The following is an 18,765-nucleotide window of genomic DNA, read 5'->3' as shown; positions in this document are numbered from 1 at the left end:
GGTCATATGAATGCAAGAAAATGAACTCCCCAAATTCATGAAACGATTGAAAACGAGAACCCATGGCCAATCCCAGCGCTAGCTCTTATAACGCAGACGCCATCGAAGTCCTCTCGGGCCTCGATCCGGTTCGCAAACGCCCGGGTATGTACACCGACACCGCGCGGCCCAACCACCTGGCTCAGGAAGTCATCGACAACAGCGTCGACGAAGCCTTGGCCGGTCATGCCCGTTCGGTCCAGGTCATTCTGCACGCCGACAACTCGCTGGAAGTGGCGGACGACGGGCGCGGCATGCCGGTCGACATTCACCCCGAAGAAGGCGTGTCCGGTGTCGAGCTGATCCTGACCAAGCTTCATGCGGGCGGCAAGTTCTCCAACAAGAACTACCAGTTTTCCGGCGGCCTGCACGGTGTGGGTATTTCGGTAGTCAACGCGCTCTCGACCCAGGTTCGGGTGCGGGTCAAGCGCGACGGCAATGAATATGAAATGACCTTCGCCGACGGTTACAAGGCTTCGGAATTGTCGGTGATCGGCACGGTCGGCAAGCGCAACACCGGCACCAGTGTGTATTTCGCACCGGACCCCAAATACTTCGACAGCCCCAAGTTTTCCGTCAGTCGCCTCAAGCACGTGCTCAAGGCCAAAGCCGTGTTGTGTCCGGGGCTGTCGGTCAGCTTCGAAGACAAATCCACCGGCGAAAAAGTCGAGTGGCATTACGAAGATGGCCTGCGCTCTTACCTTCAGGATTCCGTAACCGAGTACCTGCGCCTGCCGGACGAGCCGTTCTGCGGCAGTTTCGCCGGCAACAAGGAAGCAGTGGACTGGGCCTTGCTGTGGTTGCCCGAAGGTGGCGACAGCGTTCAGGAAAGCTACGTCAACCTGATCCCGACCGCCCAGGGCGGCACGCACGTCAACGGTTTGCGCCAGGGGTTGCTGGACGCCATGCGCGAGTTCTGCGAATTCCGCAATCTGCTGCCGCGTGGGATGAAGCTGGCGCCCGAAGACGTCTGGGAGCGCATTGCGTTCGTGTTGTCGACCAAAATGCAGGACCCGCAGTTCTCCGGTCAGACCAAAGAGCGGCTGTCGTCTCGCGAGTCGGCGGCGTTCGTCTCCGGCGTGGTCAAGGATGCCTTCAGCCTGTGGCTCAACACTCACTCCGACCTGGGCCTGCAACTGGCCGAGCTGGCGATCAATAACGCCGGTCGACGTCTGAAGGCCAGCAAGAAGGTCGAGCGCAAGCGCGTCACCCAGGGGCCTGCACTGCCGGGCAAACTGGCCGACTGCGCGGGGCAGGACCCGGCGCGTTCCGAGCTGTTCCTGGTCGAGGGTGACTCCGCAGGCGGCTCCGCCAAGCAGGCGCGGGACAAGGAATTCCAGGCGATCCTGCCGCTGCGTGGCAAGATCCTGAACACCTGGGAAGTCGACGGCAGCGAAGTGCTCGCCAGCCAGGAAGTGCACAACATCGCTGTCGCCATCGGTGTCGATCCGGGTGCCGCGGACATGAGCCAGCTGCGTTACGGCAAGATCTGCATTCTTGCCGACGCCGACTCGGACGGTCTGCACATCGCGACGCTGCTGTGCGCGCTGTTCGTCCAGCACTTCCGCCCGCTGGTGGATGCCGGCCACGTGTATGTCGCCATGCCGCCGCTCTATCGCATCGATCTGGGCAAGGAAATCTACTACGCGCTCGATGAAAGCGAGCGCGATGGCATCCTTGACCGCCTCGTCGCGGAGAAGAAGCGCGGCAAACCGCAGGTCACGCGATTCAAGGGCCTGGGTGAAATGAACCCGCCGCAGCTGCGCGAAACCACCATGGACCCGAACACGCGACGACTGGTGCAGTTGACCCTGGACGACTACGCCGCAACCTCCGAGATCATGGACATGCTGCTGGCCAAGAAGCGCGCAGGCGATCGCAAGAGCTGGCTGGAGTCCAAAGGCAACCTCGCCGAGGTTCTGGTTTGACGCGAAGCTGGCTGGCCGCCTTGTTGCTGCTGGCCGCGCCCGCGTTTGGCGCACCTTCCGAGGCACTGAAGCTGGTTTCCGAGCATCCGGTGGACGGCATGGTCGGCGGCAACCTGTCGGGACTGGCGGTGTGCAACGGTCGTTTGTGGACGGTTTCCGACCGCGACGACAACGTGCTCTATCGCCTCGACACTGCGCAGACCGTGTGGGTCGCCGAACCGCACAGCTTCGATGCGCCGGAGCCGCAAAGCATGTTGCCGCTGAACCTGCGGTCGTTGGCCAACATGTCGGCGGTGGTGCGCGGCGGCAGCCTGGATTTCGAAGGCATCAGCTGTGATGCCGCGGGTAACCGCTATCTGGTCAGTGAAGCCTATGGCACGGTGCTCAAGGTGCCCGCCGACGGTGCGGCGAGCTGGCTGGCCTTGCCCGACGAGATGACCGCCCAGGCGCGGGCCAACGGGATGCTGCGGCACTTCAATGCGATTTTCGAAGGCCTCGCGGTCAACCCTGCGGGTGATCGAATATGGCTGGCGGCGGAGCGGGAACAACGCGGGCTGCTGGTAGTTCGCCGAGAAGGTGAGCAGTGGCGCTGCGGGCCGAGCTGCGTGTTGCTCGCCGAGCCCGAACAGGACGCGCCGCCGCCTCAAAGCGGCAAGCCGGTCAATCGGGATTACGCCGATGTGTCGCTGTATAACGGCAAACTGTTCACGCTGGAGCGGTCGGTGTATCGCGTGTGCCGTCGCGCACTGGAAACCGGGCGGCTTGAGCGCTGCTGGTCATTCGCCGATGAGGCGAGGAAGCCGTCGCGCCGCTACGAGCAGCGTTATGGGCTGACCGAGGCGCTGGTTGTGGACGAAACCGGCGCATGGATCGGCACCGACAATAATTTTGGCGCCCGCGCGGACGGTGAGAAGCGGCCGGTTGTATGGCGTTTCGCCGCGCCCAAGGCTGGCTGGAGTGCGCCGTAATGGCTGAGCCTGTTGCCGGCAAGCGCGCAGGCAAAGTGCTGATGCTTCTGGCCTGGGCAGCGGGGCTGTTCCTGGCTACGCGGTTTTTCGGTGATTGGGAAGACAAGCAGCAGAACCCGAATACCGTGGTGGCCTCGCAACACCGCGACGGCTTCATCGAAGTGCAACTGGCAAGCAACCGCCAGGGACACTTCGTCAGTTCCGGGCAGATCAATGGCCGGGCTGTGCAGTTTTTGATCGATACCGGCGCGACGGACGTGGTGGTACCCGGCGAGCTGGCTCAAAGCCTGGGGCTGCGTCGCGGGCTGCCGGCTATGGTCGGTACTGCCAACGGCATGAGCCAGGGCTTCCGGACCACGCTGGAGCGTCTGCAGCTGGGCGACATCGTCCTGCACGACGTCCGCGCGCTGATCGCGCCCGGGCTGGATGGCGAGCAGGTGCTGCTGGGCATGAGCGCAATGAAACAACTTGAATTCACACAGCGTGGCGGCACCTTGCTGCTGCGCCAGTCAACGAAATGATGAGGCCCGCATGAGCGACTCCCTTGACCTCAGCCTGGATGGCGTAGAACGCCGTTCACTGGCTGACTTCACCGAACAGGCCTACCTCAACTACTCCATGTACGTGATCATGGACCGTGCGCTGCCGCATATCGGCGACGGCTTGAAGCCGGTCCAGCGCCGCATCGTCTACGCCATGAGCGAACTGGGCCTGGGCGCTGACGCCAAGCACAAGAAGTCGGCGCGTACCGTCGGCGACGTGCTCGGCAAGTTTCACCCCCACGGCGACTCGGCCTGTTACGAAGCCATGGTGTTGATGGCCCAGCCCTTCAGCTATCGCTACACGCTGGTGGACGGGCAGGGGAACTGGGGTGCGCCGGACGATCCCAAGTCGTTCGCGGCCATGCGCTACACCGAAGCACGCCTGTCGCGTTATTCGGAAGTGCTGCTCAGCGAACTGGGTCAGGGCACGGCAGACTGGGTTCCGAACTTCGACGGGACGCTGGACGAGCCCGCTGTACTGCCGGCGCGCTTGCCGAACATCCTGCTCAACGGCACTACCGGTATCGCGGTTGGCATGGCGACCGACGTGCCGCCGCACAACCTGCGCGAAGTCGCCAGCGCCTGCGTGCATCTGCTCGACGAGCCGAAGGCAACCATCGAACAATTGTGCGAGCACGTCAAAGGCCCGGATTATCCGACTGAAGCGGAGATCATCACGCCGCGTGCCGACCTGCAGAAAATCTACGAAACCGGGCGCGGCTCGGTGCGCATGCGTGCGGTCTATCGCATCGAAGACGGCGACATCGTTGTTACCGCGTTGCCGCATCAGGTCTCGGGCGCCAAGGTGCTTGAGCAGATCGCTGCTCAGATGCAGGCCAAGAAACTGCCCATGGTGGCTGACCTGCGCGATGAATCGGACCACGAGAACCCGTGCCGCATCGTCATCATTCCGCGCTCCAACCGTATTGACCTCGACGAGCTGATGCAGCACCTGTTCGCCACCACCGAGCTGGAATCCAGCTACCGGGTGAACATCAACATCATCGGCCTGGACGGCAAACCGCAGCTGAAGAACCTGAAGGCGCTGCTCAGCGAGTGGCTGGTGTTCCGCATCGGCACCGTCCGCCGTCGTCTGCAGTTCCGTCTCGACAAGGTCGAGCATCGCCTGCACCTGTTGGAAGGCTTGCTGACTGCGTACCTGAACCTGGACGAAGTCATCCACATCATCCGCACCGCCGAACACCCCAAGGCCGAGCTGATTGCACGCTTCGGCCTTTCGGAAATCCAGGCCGACTACATCCTCGATACCCGCTTGCGTCAGTTGGCGCGTCTGGAAGAGATGAAGTTGCGCAGCGAGCAGGAAGCCTTGCTCAAGGAACAGGCCAAGCTGCTCGCTCTGCTGGGCAGCGAGAACAAGCTGCGCAAGCTGGTCCGTGCCGAACTGATCGCCGACGCCGAAACTTACGGCGATGACCGTCGCTCGCCAATCGTGGCCCGCGCGGAAGCCAAGGCCTTGTCGGAAAACGAACTGATGCCGACCGAGCCGGTCACCGTCGTGATGTCGGAAAAAGGCTGGGTCCGTTGCGCCAAGGGTCACGACATCGATGCGACCGGTTTGTCCTACAAGGCAGGAGACGGGTTCAAGACCTCGGCCATGGGCCGTTCCAACCAGTTCGCGGTGTTCATCGATTCTACCGGCCGCAGCTATTCGGTAGCGGCGCATACCCTGCCGTCGGCGCGTGGCCAGGGTGAGCCGTTGACGGGCAAATTGCAGCCGCCGCCGGGTGCGACCTTCGAATGCGTGCTGCTGCCGGACGATGACGCGCTGTATGTCATTGCCTCGGACGCCGGGTACGGTTTCGTGGTCAAGGGTGAAGACCTGCAAGCCAAGAACAAGGCCGGCAAGGCGCTGCTGAGTCTGCCCGCCGGTGCCAAGGTGATGCAGCCGCGTCCGGTCGCCGACCGTGAGCAGAACTGGCTGGCGGCGGTTACCACTGAGGGACGCCTGCTGGTGTTCAAGATCAGTGATCTGCCGCAGCTGGGCAAAGGCAAAGGCAACAAGATCATTGGGATTCCGGGTGAGCGGGTCGCCAGCCGCGAAGAGTATGTGACTGATCTCGCGGTTGTTGCCCAAGGCGCGACGCTGGTTCTGCAAGCGGGCAAGCGCACGCTGTCGCTCAAGGCTGAAGACCTTGAGCACTACAAGGGCGAGCGAGGCCGCCGAGGCAACAAGCTTCCGCGCGGTTTCCAGAGGGTAGATGCGCTGCTGGTTGAAAATAGCTGAAATTAACCCTATAAAATCCGTGGACTTCATTTTGCCATGAGCTCCCGCGCATAATCGCTGGAGTCATGGCGAATATTCACGGATGATATGAGGTCTTGGGGTGCAAGCGTGGCGCAGTGCCTGCATGAGCCTGGTAAGTATCTACACTGTGGCTTCTTTCGGAGCGGCTACCTGGATGGGACGATGAATTTTCTACGCCTTCCCCTTGTCTTGTTGATGACTGGCGTTCTGGGGCTGGCCGGGTGCGCCGTGCACCAGCCGATGGCGCTGTATCAGCTCGATAGCGGTGAGCCGGGTCAACCGAAGCAGAGCAATGGCCTGGCAGTGTTGCTGGGTCCGGTTTCGGTAGCCGACTACCTGCAACGCGAAACTCTTTTGCAACGTCAGCCGGATGGGTCGCTGACGGCTTCAACCGATGGACGCTGGGCGGGCAATCTGTCTTCGGACATTGACCAGCTGCTGCTGCGTCAACTGGCCTGGAAGCTGGACAGCCAGCGTGTCGTACTGGCGCCAGCTGTTGCCAATTTCACGCCGGACGTCCAGATCGTGTTGTCGATCACCCGACTGGATTCGGGCGCCAAGCAGCCTGCCGTGCTCGATGCCCAGTGGCGTCTGCTGGACCGCAAGGGCCATGTTCGGGACAGCCGCCTTGTCCATCTTGAACAGGTTCATGCCGGTAGTTCTGCTGATCAGGTCAAGGCGCAAGGCATGCTGCTGCAGCGTCTGGCCGAGCAGGTCAGCGCGGCGGTCAAGCCGATTTCCTGGCAGCCGGTGGAAGAGCCGAAAAAAGCGCCAGTGCGCGCCAAGGAACCCGAGAAGCCAAGGATCCCCATGGCCTCTCCGATCCGCACGGATCTGGAAGTGTTCCGCTTCTAGACCGTGCAGATACAAAAAAGCCCGCAGTGATGCGGGCTTTTTTGTGAGCGTACTTCTTCGGGATATACAGCGCCTGACATTACGTCTTCGCGAGCAGGCTCGCTCCCACAGGTTCGATGACGGCTGTAGGAGCGGACTCGTCCGCGAAAGGGCTGGTGATTCCCCGGCAGATGCAGCGCCTGACACTACGTCTTCGCGAGCAAGCTCGCTCCTACCGGTTCGATGACAGCTGTAGGAGCGGACTCGTCCGCGAAAGGGCTGGTGAGTCCCCGGCAGATGCAGCGCCTGACACTACGTCTTCGCGAGCAAGCTCGCTCCCACAGGTTCGACGACAGCTGTAGGAGCGCGCTTGCCCGCGAACAGCCTTACTCGGTTTGTCTGACACAGCGCGTCGTACGTGTCGCGGGCAAGCGCGCTCCTACAAGCCAGTTTGAGGCTACGATGCTTAAGCCTTGTGAGCCTCGTGCATCCGCGCCAGCTGGCGTTCGAGCATGGACGGGTAGGGCTCCATCAGGCGCTCCACGCAGCAGGCGCCCTCAGGGCTGGCGATCGGGCGGATGCGGGCGCGCTGGCGGATCAGGGCGTCGTCATTGATCTTGCGCTCCACCAGCAGCAGATTGCGGCTGTGCTGTGACAGCGCCAGTGCGTCCTGTGCGGTTTCGGTCAGCAGCAGATCGATCTGGCTGAGGCCGGACAAGCCCTCGCCCAGCGTCAGGCCCAGTTGCAGTTGCAAGGTAATGCCGCTGTCGGCAACCTCGATCTGCAGGGCATGACTCAGGGCACGCAGCAGCTCGCCGCAGCAGATCGCATTGGTCAGGTAATCGTCGCCGCTTTCCTGCTTGTGAAACAGCATCAGCGTGCTGCCGTCATTGAGCGTGTGCAGTTCGCTGTCGTACAGGGACGCGGCTTGATCGAGGCAGTCGCGATAGCGTTGCAGCAACTCGGTGAGGCGCGCTTTCGGCAGGCGTCGCAACTGATCCTGCGCACCCAGCTGAACCGCCAGGACCGCGCTTGGCTGCGGCTCGCCCGATACGGCGGGCTCCGCTGCCGGCCGCACTACAGGCGTATCGGAGGTGCTGTCGCGCAGATCGGCAAACGGGTCGTCCTCGTCATCTTCATCTTCTTCGGCAACCAGCCGGCGCTGTACCGGAGGTGCGGCCAGACGAGGCTTCTGGGGCTGCGTAGCAACGCTGTCACGCGTCGCGACTACCGGCGCAGGTTTGCCTTCCGGCTCCAGATAAGCGTCATCTTCGTCGACGTATTCGGGCTCCGGCTCCGGCTCGGGTTCCGGCATCGGCGGCGCGAAAGAGGTGCGCAGCTGGCGCGCCAGATCACCGATCTCGTCCTGGCGATCGGTCGCGGGGGTGTAGGGATCGATGTCGCGCAGCCAGATGCGCAGCTGCAGTAACGGCGTGGAAATATGTCGGCCCAGTCGCAGGCTCAGAGCCAACGCCAACGCCAGCAGAATACCGGCCAGAATGCCCATGCTTTGCAGGCTGATGGTCATCGGCTGCTGGAACTGCGACATGTCCAGACTGATGCGCAGGTGGCCCGCCATCACGTCCTGAAAGGTAATCTTGATCTCATACAGGCCCTGGGCTTCACCCAGCAGACTGTTTTTCGGCCGCTGCCCGGCTTCCGCAAGGATGCGGTTGTCCACGCTGTAGATAGCGGCGTGCGCCACCAGCGGGTTCTTGACCAGATTGCCCAGCAGCACGTTGAGGCTGAGGATGTCGTTGGACACCAGCAGTTCGGTGGCTGAAGTCGCGGTCTGGGTAGTCAGTGCCTGCCCCAGCGCATCGGCCTGTTCGTGCATGGCCTGCTTGAACTGCAGACCCATGACGCCGGCGTAGATCACCAGCGCCAGCGCGACCAGAATCAGGTTATGGCTGGCGATGCGCAACGCAATCGGTACACGGCGATGACGCAGTGCACGAAAGATGAGCAGGAAGAAATTATCGGTTTTAACGGGCGTGGGCCGGTTCACAGAGCACGGCTCTTTCGGTGAAGTTGCCGCGCAGTATAACGACCGACCCTGTAGCGGCAAAGCGCTGCCTGTGCCCGACGGTCATTGAATGTGGTTAGAATGCGGTTTTTTTCCACTGCGGGGGTGCGCCTTGCGCGAAATCGTCCTGATTAACATCACCGGTGCGGACCGTCCCGGTCTCACTGCGGCCATCACCGGCGTCCTCGCCCAGGGTGGGGTGAACATTCTCGATATTGGTCAGGCGGTGATTCATGACGCCTTGTCGTTCGGCATTCTGGTTGAAATTCCAGCGGCCGCGCAGGGCTCGTCGGTGCTCAAGGACATTCTGTTCAAGGCCCATGAGCTGGACCAGCAGGTACGCTTCACGCCCGTCTCCGAGCAGGACTATCAGCACTGGGTCGAAGGGCAGGGCAAGGCGCGGCACATCGTGACGCTGCTGACCCGCAAGGTCACTGCCGAACAGTTGCAGTGTGTCAGCTCGATCACCGCGCGCTATGGCCTCAACATTGATCGCATCGACCGTCTTTCCGGTCGCATGCCACTCGACACGCCCGCGGACAAGGGCAAAGGCTGCATCGAATTTTCCGTGCGCGGCGAGCCGGCTGATCTCAAGGCCCTGCGTGCCGAGTTCCTCAGTGTGGCTCAGGATCTGAACGTCGATATCGCGTTTCAGCAGGACTCGCTGTTTCGCCGCAACCGCCGGCTGGCCGTGTTCGACATGGACTCGACACTGATCGAAGCCGAGGTGATCGACGAGCTGGCCAAGGCGGCGGGTGTCGGCGAGCAGGTCTCGGAAATCACCGAGCGCGCCATGCGCGGCGAGCTGGATTTCCGCGCCAGCTTCAAAGAGCGACTGGCGTTGCTCAAAGGTCTGGATGTCAGTGTGCTGGATGAAATCGGTGCGTCGCTGCGCCTGACCGAAGGCGCCGAAACGTTGTTCGCCGAGCTGAAGCGACTGGGCTACAAGACGGCAATCCTGTCCGGCGGCTTCACCTATTTCGCTAAACAGCTACAGGCCAGGCTGGGCATCGATTATGTCTTTGCCAACGAGCTTGAAGTCGAGAACGGCAAGGTGACCGGCGTCGCGGTCGAGCCTATCGTCGACGCGCAACGCAAGGCTGATCTGCTGCAAGAGTTGGCCCGCAAGGAAGGCTTGAGTCTGGAACAGTCCATTGCCGTAGGTGACGGCGCCAACGACCTGCCAATGCTCGCCATTGCAGGCCTGGGCGTGGCGTTTCGCGCCAAGCCGTTGGTCAAGCAATCGGCCAAGCAGGCGATTTCGACGCTGGGCCTGGACGGTGTGCTGTATCTGTTGGGCTTCCGGGATCGCGAAGGCAAAAGCTGATTCAAGCAAAGCGGCTGCCGCGCTCCGATGGTGTGCGGCGGCTACAGCGAGCCCCACAGCGAATCGAATTCCTGACCCGGCTTGAGTTCCTCGCCCTCGCTGGTGGTCGGCGCGTCAAACAGTGTGTACTCGAACTGGTTGTAACTGGAACTGCTGGTCCGCCGGTTACTCAGCGCGGCCTTGCGTTCCTTGCCGCTGACATTGAGCATCACCTTGCTGCCTTCCTGAAACGGCAAACGCGGCGCCAGAACGGTCGGCGGTTTGTCCATCGCTCGCACCTCCGGCAGCATCAGCGTGCGCAAGTACTGGCTGTTCTGTTCATCGCGAATCAGCTGCATTCCGCATGGTTGCGCAAACGGTGCGATCAGCTCGACACCCATCTGCGTACCGCCGCTGCGCACCTGACGCACCCAGCGCACAATCGCAATACTCCAGCCCTGTCCCGCATCGTCCTGAATACCGATCAGCTCGCCGGCCTGCAACTGCGAAGGCACTTCCTTCGGCCACGCCAGGCAATAGCCGCCAGGGCTGTGATTGACAATGTTCAGCTCGAAGGTCGGAAAGCTCTGCTGGGCGTTGAACGTCGAGTCGCCGTCTGCGTCTGTCTGGTACTGAATTTCTTCGTAGGGCAGCAGCACGGACGACGTGCTGCCGCGCTGGGTATCGAAGGCGCTGGCCCACGGGTCGTCAGCGTTATCGGTGGCCATCTTCAGACTGAAGTCCGCAGCCCTGGCAACGGCGGGCAGTTGCAGCAGCTCGCTGAACGATTTCTGCCCCGCGACGTGGTAATGCAGCGAGCTCATGCCGATGCACAACTTCAGCGTGCCTTGACCGGCCGTTCTCTGAAACGTGCGCTCGGAGACATCGCCCCACGCGGCCGCCAGATGTTGCAACAGGTCAGTGTTGACGCCGGTCGGTACCTGCAGCTTCGATTGCGACCGCTGCTCGGCCGGCAGCTCAAGATACTGAGTGATGGCGTCGGCCAGCGGACGAGGGTCGATGCCCAGCAGCTGCGGCAGTTGCTCATCACCGAACAGCGTCCGGTACATGGCGGGCTTGTCCGCCGTCGGGTCGAGGGCAAACAGGCTGTCGCTATGCGCAGGCGCCTGGACGCTGACCAGCGAGCTCCAGGCTTCCAGTGCGTCGGCCAGCTTGCCGATATTGAGCTGGCGCATCTGATTGCAGCGGGAACAGCCCATCAACAGCGCAATCGTGTAGGTCTGTTCGGTCGTCAGCGTACGCGCGTGATGCGCCAGGGGTTCATTGATCGCCACGTTGTGCAGCTGGTGCTGGCGGGCAATCTGATAGAGCTGGTGAAGTTCCAGCCACAGGCCGTCCTGAACCGGGCAGTACAGTTGATTGGCGCGAATCAGCGGGCCGTTCAACGCATGCAGCGCACGCTGGATGGCGGTGCCGAGCAGCGGTCCGCGCTCTTTCACGTAACGCGGTGCGACTCTTTGGACAATCTGTTTGTACCCGGTCGCCAGGTGGCTTTGCAGCGCCTGGCAGAGGTTGGCGACCTTGCGCGGACGCTCGTCGAGAACGATAGCCTGATTGAGAAAGTGGCGTTCCAGATGGCGACAGACGAAGTACACCTCCGGTCGCAGCAGCTCCAGCAATTGCAGGCGGTTTTCGCTGGGCGTGATCAACTGGTTGAGTTCGGTCAGGCTTTGATAGAGCTGACGCGCCATTTCGCCCAGGTTTGCCTTGGGCAGCGTCGATATCCAGCGCTTGAGGTCGCGGGGCGTGGCTTCACAGAACGTCAGGCTCGACTGCGTTGGCGTGGGAGCACGCAACAACAGAGGGAGGCTCAAATTACTCATGTGACAGGCAGACTCCACTACTTGCAGCCCGGACCAGAGCTTTCGACAGGCGGATCAATAACATCCTTTCAGCAAAGCGACCGAGCGTACGTCAATAAAGCGCGATCTTTTCTACAGCGCCGAAGGTGGACTTTAGCAGCATTGAGGCGACCACGCAGCAGGTGCGGCCTACGGCCATTGCCGCGTGGTCTGTCGAGAAACGCAAACCCGACGGAGCGCTGTATTACAGGCTGATCACTTCCGCTGTCGGGGGAACATCCGATTTCGCAGGCATTGCCAGGGACTGACCCATAATGACCTTGGACTGCGCTTTCAGCGATTCGACCCACTTGACCTGATCGGGCCCGAACAGCATAACCACGGTGGAACCCAGCTTGAAGCGGCCCATTTCCGCGCCCTTCTCAAGATGGATCGGGGCCCGCGCGGCTTCATCGTAACTGAACGTTTTCAGCTGACGCTTCGGCGGAGTCACCAGGCCTGCCCAGACCGTTTCGACCGACGCCACGATCATTGCACCGACCAGCACCATCGCCATCGGGCCGCGCTCGGTATCGAACAGGCAGACAACGCGTTCGTTACGGGCGAACAGCTCGGGAACGTTTTCAGTGGTGACATGGTTTACCGAGAAGATACGGCCCGGCACATAGACCATTTCCCGCAGCGTGCCGCTCAGCGGCATATGCACGCGATGGTAATCCTGAGGCGACAGGTAGACAGTCGCGAATTCGCCGCCCATGAACGGCGCCGACAGTTTCGGATCGCCGCCAAGCAGTTCCAGAACGCTGAAACTGTGGCCTTTGGCCTGGAAGATACGACCGTGCTCGATGGTCCCCAACTGGCTGATCTTGCCATCGGCGGGAGACAGGATCGCGCCCGGCTCGGTGGACAGCGGGCGGGCGTCAGGCTTGAGCGAACGGGTGAAGAACGCATTGAAATGCTCGTAGGCGGTCAGGTCCTCGACCTGGGCCTGAGACATGTCCACTTGATAACGACGCGCGAACCAGGCAGTGAACGCATTCTTGAACCAGGTTACCCGGCACTCGGCTACACAGCCTGCCAGACGCGACAGGAGGTGATGAGGCAACAGATACTGACTGAGGACGAACAAACGATCTTTCATTGAAATTCCCGAAACTGAATAAGAGTACTGACCCTGTTCATGGCGATGCTCATGAGCAGTCTTTATTTTTCAACAGGCGTATCCGGGTGGTTGCCCCATTCGCCCCATGAACCGGCGTAGGCTTTGACCCGCGGGTAGCCCAGCGCCTTGGCGACCAGATAAGTAAAGCCTGAGCGATGGTGCGTCTGGCAGTGGGTGATGATTTCCTTGTCCGGCGTAATGCCCAGCTCTTCGAGGATCTGCGGTATGTCGCGGCGGATGCGCAGGTAATGGGCAGGGTCCATGCCGGCGGTCCACTCGAAGTTGATCGCGCCGGGAATATGGCCGGCCTTGGCCGCCAGCACCTTTTCACCGGAATACTCCGTCGGGCCGCGCGCGTCCCAGATCGCAAGATCCGCGGCGCCAAGGCGGCTCTGCACGTATTCGCGGGTGGCGGTCGGTTCATCGCGCAGGATCAGGGGCACCGCGGCAGTTGCGGCAGGCGGGACCTCGGCGGAAAGCGGCAGCGAATGCCCTTCCCACGCCAGCATGCCGCCGTCCAGATAGTGGTAACGCGTGTGACCGATGACATCCAGCAGCCAGATGAATCGACCGGCCCAGCCGCCGCCTTCGTCGTCATAGACGACATAAACCGCGTCAGGATTGTGGCCCAGCTCGCCGAACAATTGCTCCAGGCTGGCCTGGGTCGGCAGCAGGCCCGGAGCTGGTGGCTGGCCCAGTTGCGTACGTTTAGGATCGACGAAACGAGCACCGGGGATATGCCCGGCCTCGTAACGGGCCTTGCTGGTCAGGTCCACGAGAATCAGTTGCGGGGCGTCAAGGCGCTCAAGCAGATCGCTGGGTTCGATGACCAGCGGTAAGCCGTTGAAAACGGACATTTGCAGCCTCCGTTACAGACAAAGATGCGAATTGTACGCCACGACTCAGGCTTTGCGATGACTAAAGATGCCCAATGCTCGCTCAATACATTGCGCGGTTTTTCCGAAAGCCTGAACGGAAATTTCCGACAACGCACCGCCGCCCTGGTCGGCAATCGCCAGCATCAGAACTTTGCCGTTGCTGCTCAGCGAGCGGATCAACGTGTGCTGACCGCTGAATAGGGTCTTCACCGGTGCCGGCAACAGAGCCGAGAATTGCGCGTGGTTGGCCGGCGTCAGGCGCAGCTGCGTCGGCTGGGCGAGCAGTCGCTGCAGCACGGTGCTCTCCTTGATGAACAGTTGCAGCGCGGTGGCTTCTTCCGGCAGACCTGCTGCCTGATGGACACGCAAGACAGCACCTGTCTTGTCCGCCATCAGCAGCATGACCCGCTGCATGCCGCACGCCGTGAACGCGTCGCGGGCGGCAGTCGTCAGGTGAATAGCGTTGATAAACGGGGAGGGTTCGCTCAGCAGCTCGGCGCATCGCTTGCGCCACAGCGCGAGGTCGTCGGCGCTCGGCGGCGGTGCGGGTTCGTTGTCGCGCCGTACACGACGTTCGCTCCACGGCCACAACAAGGCTTCGGCCGGGTGCCACAGGTCCTTCTCGGCGTGCAGGCGGGCGCTGCTCGCGGCGTTCTGGTGAACGTATTGCTGCACTTCATCAAGAGGCAGCTGCAAATAAAGGCTGGTCAGCCGCGCCCAGCGCAGACAATGCGGACTATTCCACGCCTGTTGCGCCGCCAGAGCCAGGCCGTTGCCCAGCAATACGGTGTTTGCGGGCTGGTTCAGCCAGCGGCGCAGGTGCGGGTCGGCATCCATCAGTTGTTGCTGATGCAGCGGACGATGATCCTCACGAGAAATACGCAACACCTTGACCAGGTCGCGACGCTCGTCCAGCAGCAGCTTGTAGCCGCGCGTTACCCAGATCGGCAAGCGCCAGTGCTCGGCCAGCTTCAGGCACAGCTCCAGCAGGTTGACACCGAACAGCTCCCGCTCGACCTGCAGGCTGGATTCGCCTTTGTAGATCACCCGCCGTTCGAGTTCTTCGAGCAGTTTGGGGTGCGCCAGCGCCATCGGCCATAACGGCGACAGAAACAGCAGGCTGCCCAGATGAATGTCCTGCCATAGCCGGGCCAGACGGCTGGCGAACAGGCCGTTGGCCTGTTGCGTCGCGTGATGGCTGATCAGGATCAACTGGCGAAAGGGGGCCGGAATATCGTCGGGCGCTTTGGCTGGCAATCGGCCAAGCAGCACTTCGGTACGGGCCAGACCCAGGCGGTTGATGGCGATTTCCAGACTCTCGGCCGGCTCGGTGATGCCATGGGAATGATGGTTGGCTTCGCGCAGCACGCTCAGGACCAGCGCAGGACTGTCATGCATCATGTCAGCGATTTCACGCAGCGACCGACGACTGTCGTTCAGCGCCGACCGGACACGGTTGTGGCTGACGACAGGCACAGGCAACGCAATGCCGTCGAGCTGCCTGATCCAGGCGTCTAGCGTGGTCGGAACGGGGTGATTCGTGGAATGTGCTGTCGGCATTCGAGGGCCTTTACGCTTGTTTTTTTCGAGCAACGGAGACCGCGAGTATCCGGGGCTGCCCGTCCGTTTCCAACCCCTCGTTTGAGGGTTCATCCTGTTTTTCGCAAGAACTCACTATAGTCTCGCCCGATTGGGCCGATAAGGGGGCTAAGAGTTTCACGAACTGCTGCACATGTCCCTGAACCCGACTCAGTAAAGTATTTTTACCTATGGCTAAGATTATCGGCATCATCGTCGTATTCGCGAGCGTGCTCGCGGGCTACGTCCTCTCCCACGGCAAGGTCATGGCGCTCTGGCAGCCCTATGAAGTCTTGATCATCGGTGGTGCGGCCCTGGGTGCGTTCCTGCAGGCCAACCCTGGCCACATGACCATGCACGTGTTCAAGAAGTCGCTGCAGATGTTCGGGACGCGCTTTACGCACGCCTATTATCTGGAAGTGCTGGGCCTGGTTTACGAGATCCTCAACAAGAGCCGCCGCGAAGGCATGATGGCGATTGAAGGCGATATCGAAGAGCCGGCTTCCAGCCCGATCTTCGCCAAGTACCCTGGCGTGCTCAAGGATGACCGCATGACCGCGTACATCTGCGATTACCTGCGCATCATGTCCTCCGGCAACATGGCTCCCCATGAACTCGAAGGCCTGTTCGACATGGAATTGCTGAGCATGAAGGAAGAGCTTGAGCATCCTTCCCACGCCATCACCGGTATCGCCGACGGCATGCCCGGTTTCGGTATCGTCGCGGCGGTACTGGGTATCGTGGTGACCATGGCGTCCCTGGGTTCAGGCGACAAGGCGGCCATCGGTATGCACGTTGGCGCGGCCCTGGTAGGTACCTTCTTCGGTATTCTCGCCGCTTACGGTTTCTTCGGCCCATTGGCGACTTCCCTGGCCCACGATGCCAAGGAAGAAATGAACGTCTACGAATGCATCAAAGCGTCGCTGGTGGCATCGGCCTCCGGCATGCCGCCTTCGCTGGCTGTCGAGTTCGGCCGCAAAGTGCTGTATCCCTTGCATCGCCCCAGCTTCAGCGAGCTGGAACAAGCGGTCCGCGGACGTTAAGTCATGGAAAATAATCAGCCCATAATCATCAAGCGCGTCAAGCGCTTCGGTGGCGGACATCACGGCGGCGCCTGGAAAATCGCCTTCGCCGACTTCGCGACGGCGATGATGGCGTTCTTCCTGGTGTTGTGGCTGATGTCGGCCGCCACACCTGAACAGTTGATCGCTGTCGCCGGTTACTTCAAGGACCCGGTGGGCTTCTCCGACAGCGGCTCGCCCTACGTCATCGACCTGGGCGGCTCGCCGGAAATGTCTCCGAACCAGACGCTCAACCCCGAGGTCAAGACCACGCCTTCGCCGGACACTGTGCCGGTGGAGCCCGAGACGTCTGAAACCAAGGCCGAGCAGGTCGAGCAGGAACGCCTCGAAATGTTGCTGCAGGAACTGCAGAACAAGGTCGAGGAGAACCCGCAGCTGCAGAAATTCAAGGACCAGATTCTGTTCGAGATCACTCAGGACGGTTTGCGTATCCAGATCATGGATGCCGACAACCGCCCGATGTTCGACGTCGGCAGCGCCCGTCTCAAGCCGTATTTCGAAGATATCCTGCTGGCGATGGCAGACACCATCAAGAGCGTGCCGAACAAGATCAGCGTCAGCGGCCACACCGATGCCACGCCGTTTGTAGGCAATGGCGGATTCGGCAACTGGGAACTGTCGTCCAACCGCGCCAACGCGGCACGTCGCGCGCTGGTGGCCGGGACTTATCCTGACACACAGGTTGCCAGGGTCGTGGGTTATGCATCGTCGTCCCTGTACGACCGGGAAAACCCGTTCAATCCGGTGAATCGTCGGATCGATATCGTGGTGTTGACCAAAAAGGCGTTGCAGCGCATCGAAGGCGATCAGAACACTGCCCCGACTCCACCGCCAGCGGCTCCGGCCGCACCCGCGCCAGGTGCTTCAACGGCACCTGCGCCGGTCGACCCGCAGGCGTATGCCCAGCCTCATGAGATTCGGCAAAAGCTGAACATCTTCGAGCAGGGCACGCTGAAGGTGGAACCCGCCCAGAATTGAGTCTCGGACCTGGCGCCGACATGCGGAAGTTTCGATTCAGAGGCTTTTGTGTGTAGCGCCCCTGCAGGAGCGCGCTTGCCCGCGACCGGCAGCATCGCGGAGTATCAGGCAAATCACGTAACAGCCCTCGCGGGTAAACGCGCTCCTACGGTCATGCAAGTGTAGGAGCGCGCTTGCCCGCGACCGGCATCAACGCGGAGTATCAGGCGAATCGCGTAGTTGCCACCGCGGGTAAACGCGATTGCCCAACGGCCGTCAGTACGTATCTTCCGGCAGGCTGGCGATGATCGAGCGATAGCTGTTCATGCGCTGCTGTTGCACACGGCCGTCTTCCAGCGCCTTGAGCAGGGCGCAGCCCGGTTCGCGATCATGCTTGCAGTCCCGGAAGCGGCAAGTGCCGATCAGGTCGTTGAACTCGATGAACCCGGCCTCTACGTCGGCGCGGCTGACATGGCCCAGGCCGAATTCGCGAATACCCGGCGAGTCGATCAGATCTCCGCCACGGGGGAAGTGAAAGAGACGCGCCGTGGTCGTGGTATGCGTACCCTGGCCGGACAGTTCGGACAGTGGGCCGACACGGGTGCCGACTTCAGGTAGCAGGCTGTTGACCAGCGAAGACTTGCCGACGCCGGACTGGCCCACGAACACGCTGATCTTTCCATCCAGTTGCGACTGCAGCTGCTGCATGCCATCGCCTTGATGCGCCGATACTTCCACGACCGGGTAACCCAGCGTTCTATAGACGCTCAAAAGAGCGTTGAGCGCCGGCGCGTTCTGCTCGTCGATCAGGTCTACCTTGTTGAGCAGCAGCAGCGGGCGAATCCCGGCGTGCTCGGCGGCGACCAGATAACGGTCGATCAGATTGGCATGCGGCTCGGGCATCGGCGCGAAGACGATCACGATCAGATCGACGTTGGCGGCCACGGGCTTGAGCTGGCCACGGGTGTCTGGACGGCACAACTCGGTGGTGCGCGGCAGCTGAGCGACGATGACGCCGATACCCTGATTGCCGGCGCGCCAGACGACGCGATCGCCGGTGACCAGCGCGGGCAGGTTGGCCCGCAAATGACAGCGAAATACCTGACCCGCCAGTTCGCCTTCCTGTGCCTCGACTTCGACCTGGACGCCGAAGTGGGCGATCACCAGGCCGGTCTGCTCGGGGCCGAGGTCACCGCCCTCCAGCGATTCCAGCGCGACCGACTCGCGTTTGGCGGCGCGTGCGGCACGTTCGCCCTGGATTTTTTCGATGCGCCAGTTTTGACGACGATTGAGTTGGCGTTTGGCCATGGGTGTTCCGACTTGATGAAACCGATGAATTGAACAGCACTGTGAATCGGGCAGCAGTCTAGCACGGC

General features: G+C 61.7%; 14 protein-coding genes. 8 read left to right on the top strand and 6 right to left on the bottom strand.

The features are described 5' to 3' along the window. Nucleotides 1-62 precede the first annotated feature (62 nt). The 5 genes from parE (at nucleotide 63) to J3P77_RS20195 (ending at nucleotide 6,598) form a co-directional block, all read left to right on the top strand. Nucleotides 63-1,967: a DNA topoisomerase IV subunit B gene (gene parE / locus J3P77_RS20215; protein WP_434678342.1), complete on the top strand. Its 1,905-nt coding sequence runs from the start codon at nucleotides 63-65 to the stop codon at nucleotides 1,965-1,967. Further along, complete coding sequence (locus tag J3P77_RS20210; protein ID WP_434678341.1) at nucleotides 1,964-2,935, top strand: esterase-like activity of phytase family protein; 972 nt, start codon at nucleotides 1,964-1,966, stop codon at nucleotides 2,933-2,935. Before parE ends, J3P77_RS20210 begins: the two co-directional genes overlap by 4 nt. Then, nucleotides 2,935-3,456: a retropepsin-like aspartic protease family protein gene (locus J3P77_RS20205; RefSeq protein ID WP_434678340.1), complete on the top strand. Its 522-nt coding sequence runs from the start codon at nucleotides 2,935-2,937 to the stop codon at nucleotides 3,454-3,456. The genes J3P77_RS20210 and J3P77_RS20205 overlap by 1 nt, the downstream gene beginning before the upstream one ends. Nucleotides 3,457-3,466: 10 nt before the next feature. Next, on the top strand, nucleotides 3,467-5,722 hold the full coding sequence (parC, locus tag J3P77_RS20200) for a DNA topoisomerase IV subunit A (protein WP_434678339.1): 2,256 nt from the start codon (nucleotides 3,467-3,469) through the stop codon (nucleotides 5,720-5,722). A 183-nt stretch (nucleotides 5,723-5,905) separates the two neighbouring features. Continuing rightward, entirely contained in the window at nucleotides 5,906-6,598 is a 693-nt protein-coding gene (locus J3P77_RS20195) for a PqiC family protein (protein WP_434678338.1), read from the top strand. A 445-nt stretch (nucleotides 6,599-7,043) separates the two neighbouring features. Here the strand turns inward: J3P77_RS20195 and J3P77_RS20190 are convergent, their stop codons facing one another. Further along, nucleotides 7,044-8,585 (bottom strand): histidine kinase, encoded by a 1,542-nt coding sequence (locus J3P77_RS20190; protein ID WP_434678337.1) that lies wholly within the window; start codon nucleotides 8,583-8,585, stop codon nucleotides 7,044-7,046. Nucleotides 8,586-8,715: 130 nt separating this feature from the next. Here J3P77_RS20190 and serB point away from each other — a divergent pair, with 130 nt between their 5' ends. After that, on the top strand, nucleotides 8,716-9,930 hold the full coding sequence (serB, locus tag J3P77_RS20185; protein WP_434678336.1) for a phosphoserine phosphatase SerB: 1,215 nt from the start codon (nucleotides 8,716-8,718) through the stop codon (nucleotides 9,928-9,930). Nucleotides 9,931-9,971: 41 nt separating this feature from the next. Here the strand turns inward: serB and J3P77_RS20180 are convergent, their stop codons facing one another. The 4 genes from J3P77_RS20180 to J3P77_RS20165 all read right to left on the bottom strand — a co-directional run bounded on the left by J3P77_RS20180 (nucleotide 9,972) and on the right by J3P77_RS20165 (nucleotide 15,332). Beyond that, nucleotides 9,972-11,753: a molecular chaperone gene (locus tag J3P77_RS20180; protein ID WP_434678335.1), complete on the bottom strand. Its 1,782-nt coding sequence runs from the start codon at nucleotides 11,751-11,753 to the stop codon at nucleotides 9,972-9,974. Between the two features lie 223 nt (nucleotides 11,754-11,976). Next, complete coding sequence (gene asd / locus J3P77_RS20175) at nucleotides 11,977-12,879, bottom strand: archaetidylserine decarboxylase (protein WP_434682081.1); 903 nt, start codon at nucleotides 12,877-12,879, stop codon at nucleotides 11,977-11,979. A gap of 56 nt (nucleotides 12,880-12,935) precedes the next feature. After that, nucleotides 12,936-13,751, bottom strand: a complete 816-nt coding sequence (locus J3P77_RS20170; RefSeq protein ID WP_434678334.1) for a rhodanese-like domain-containing protein — start codon at nucleotides 13,749-13,751, stop codon at nucleotides 12,936-12,938. Between the two features lie 45 nt (nucleotides 13,752-13,796). Beyond that, nucleotides 13,797-15,332: an HDOD domain-containing protein gene (locus tag J3P77_RS20165; RefSeq protein WP_434678333.1), complete on the bottom strand. Its 1,536-nt coding sequence runs from the start codon at nucleotides 15,330-15,332 to the stop codon at nucleotides 13,797-13,799. 209 nt (nucleotides 15,333-15,541) lie between these two features. Here J3P77_RS20165 and motA point away from each other — a divergent pair, with 209 nt between their 5' ends. After that, nucleotides 15,542-16,393, top strand: a complete 852-nt coding sequence (gene motA / locus J3P77_RS20160) for a flagellar motor stator protein MotA (protein ID WP_434678332.1) — start codon at nucleotides 15,542-15,544, stop codon at nucleotides 16,391-16,393. A 3-nt stretch (nucleotides 16,394-16,396) separates the two neighbouring features. Continuing rightward, nucleotides 16,397-17,410: a flagellar motor protein MotB gene (motB, locus tag J3P77_RS20155; protein ID WP_434678331.1), complete on the top strand. Its 1,014-nt coding sequence runs from the start codon at nucleotides 16,397-16,399 to the stop codon at nucleotides 17,408-17,410. Nucleotides 17,411-17,665: 255 nt separating this feature from the next. On the opposite strand, the gene rsgA is transcribed toward motB, so the two are convergent. After that, nucleotides 17,666-18,697: a small ribosomal subunit biogenesis GTPase RsgA gene (rsgA, locus tag J3P77_RS20150; RefSeq protein ID WP_434678330.1), complete on the bottom strand. Its 1,032-nt coding sequence runs from the start codon at nucleotides 18,695-18,697 to the stop codon at nucleotides 17,666-17,668. Nucleotides 18,698-18,765 lie beyond the last annotated feature (68 nt).

It is taken from the genome of Pseudomonas sp. R1-18 (assembly GCF_051132095.1).
Lineage (GTDB): Bacteria > Pseudomonadota > Gammaproteobacteria > Pseudomonadales > Pseudomonadaceae > Aquipseudomonas.
This window is presented reverse-complemented; position numbering and strand designations above follow the sequence as displayed.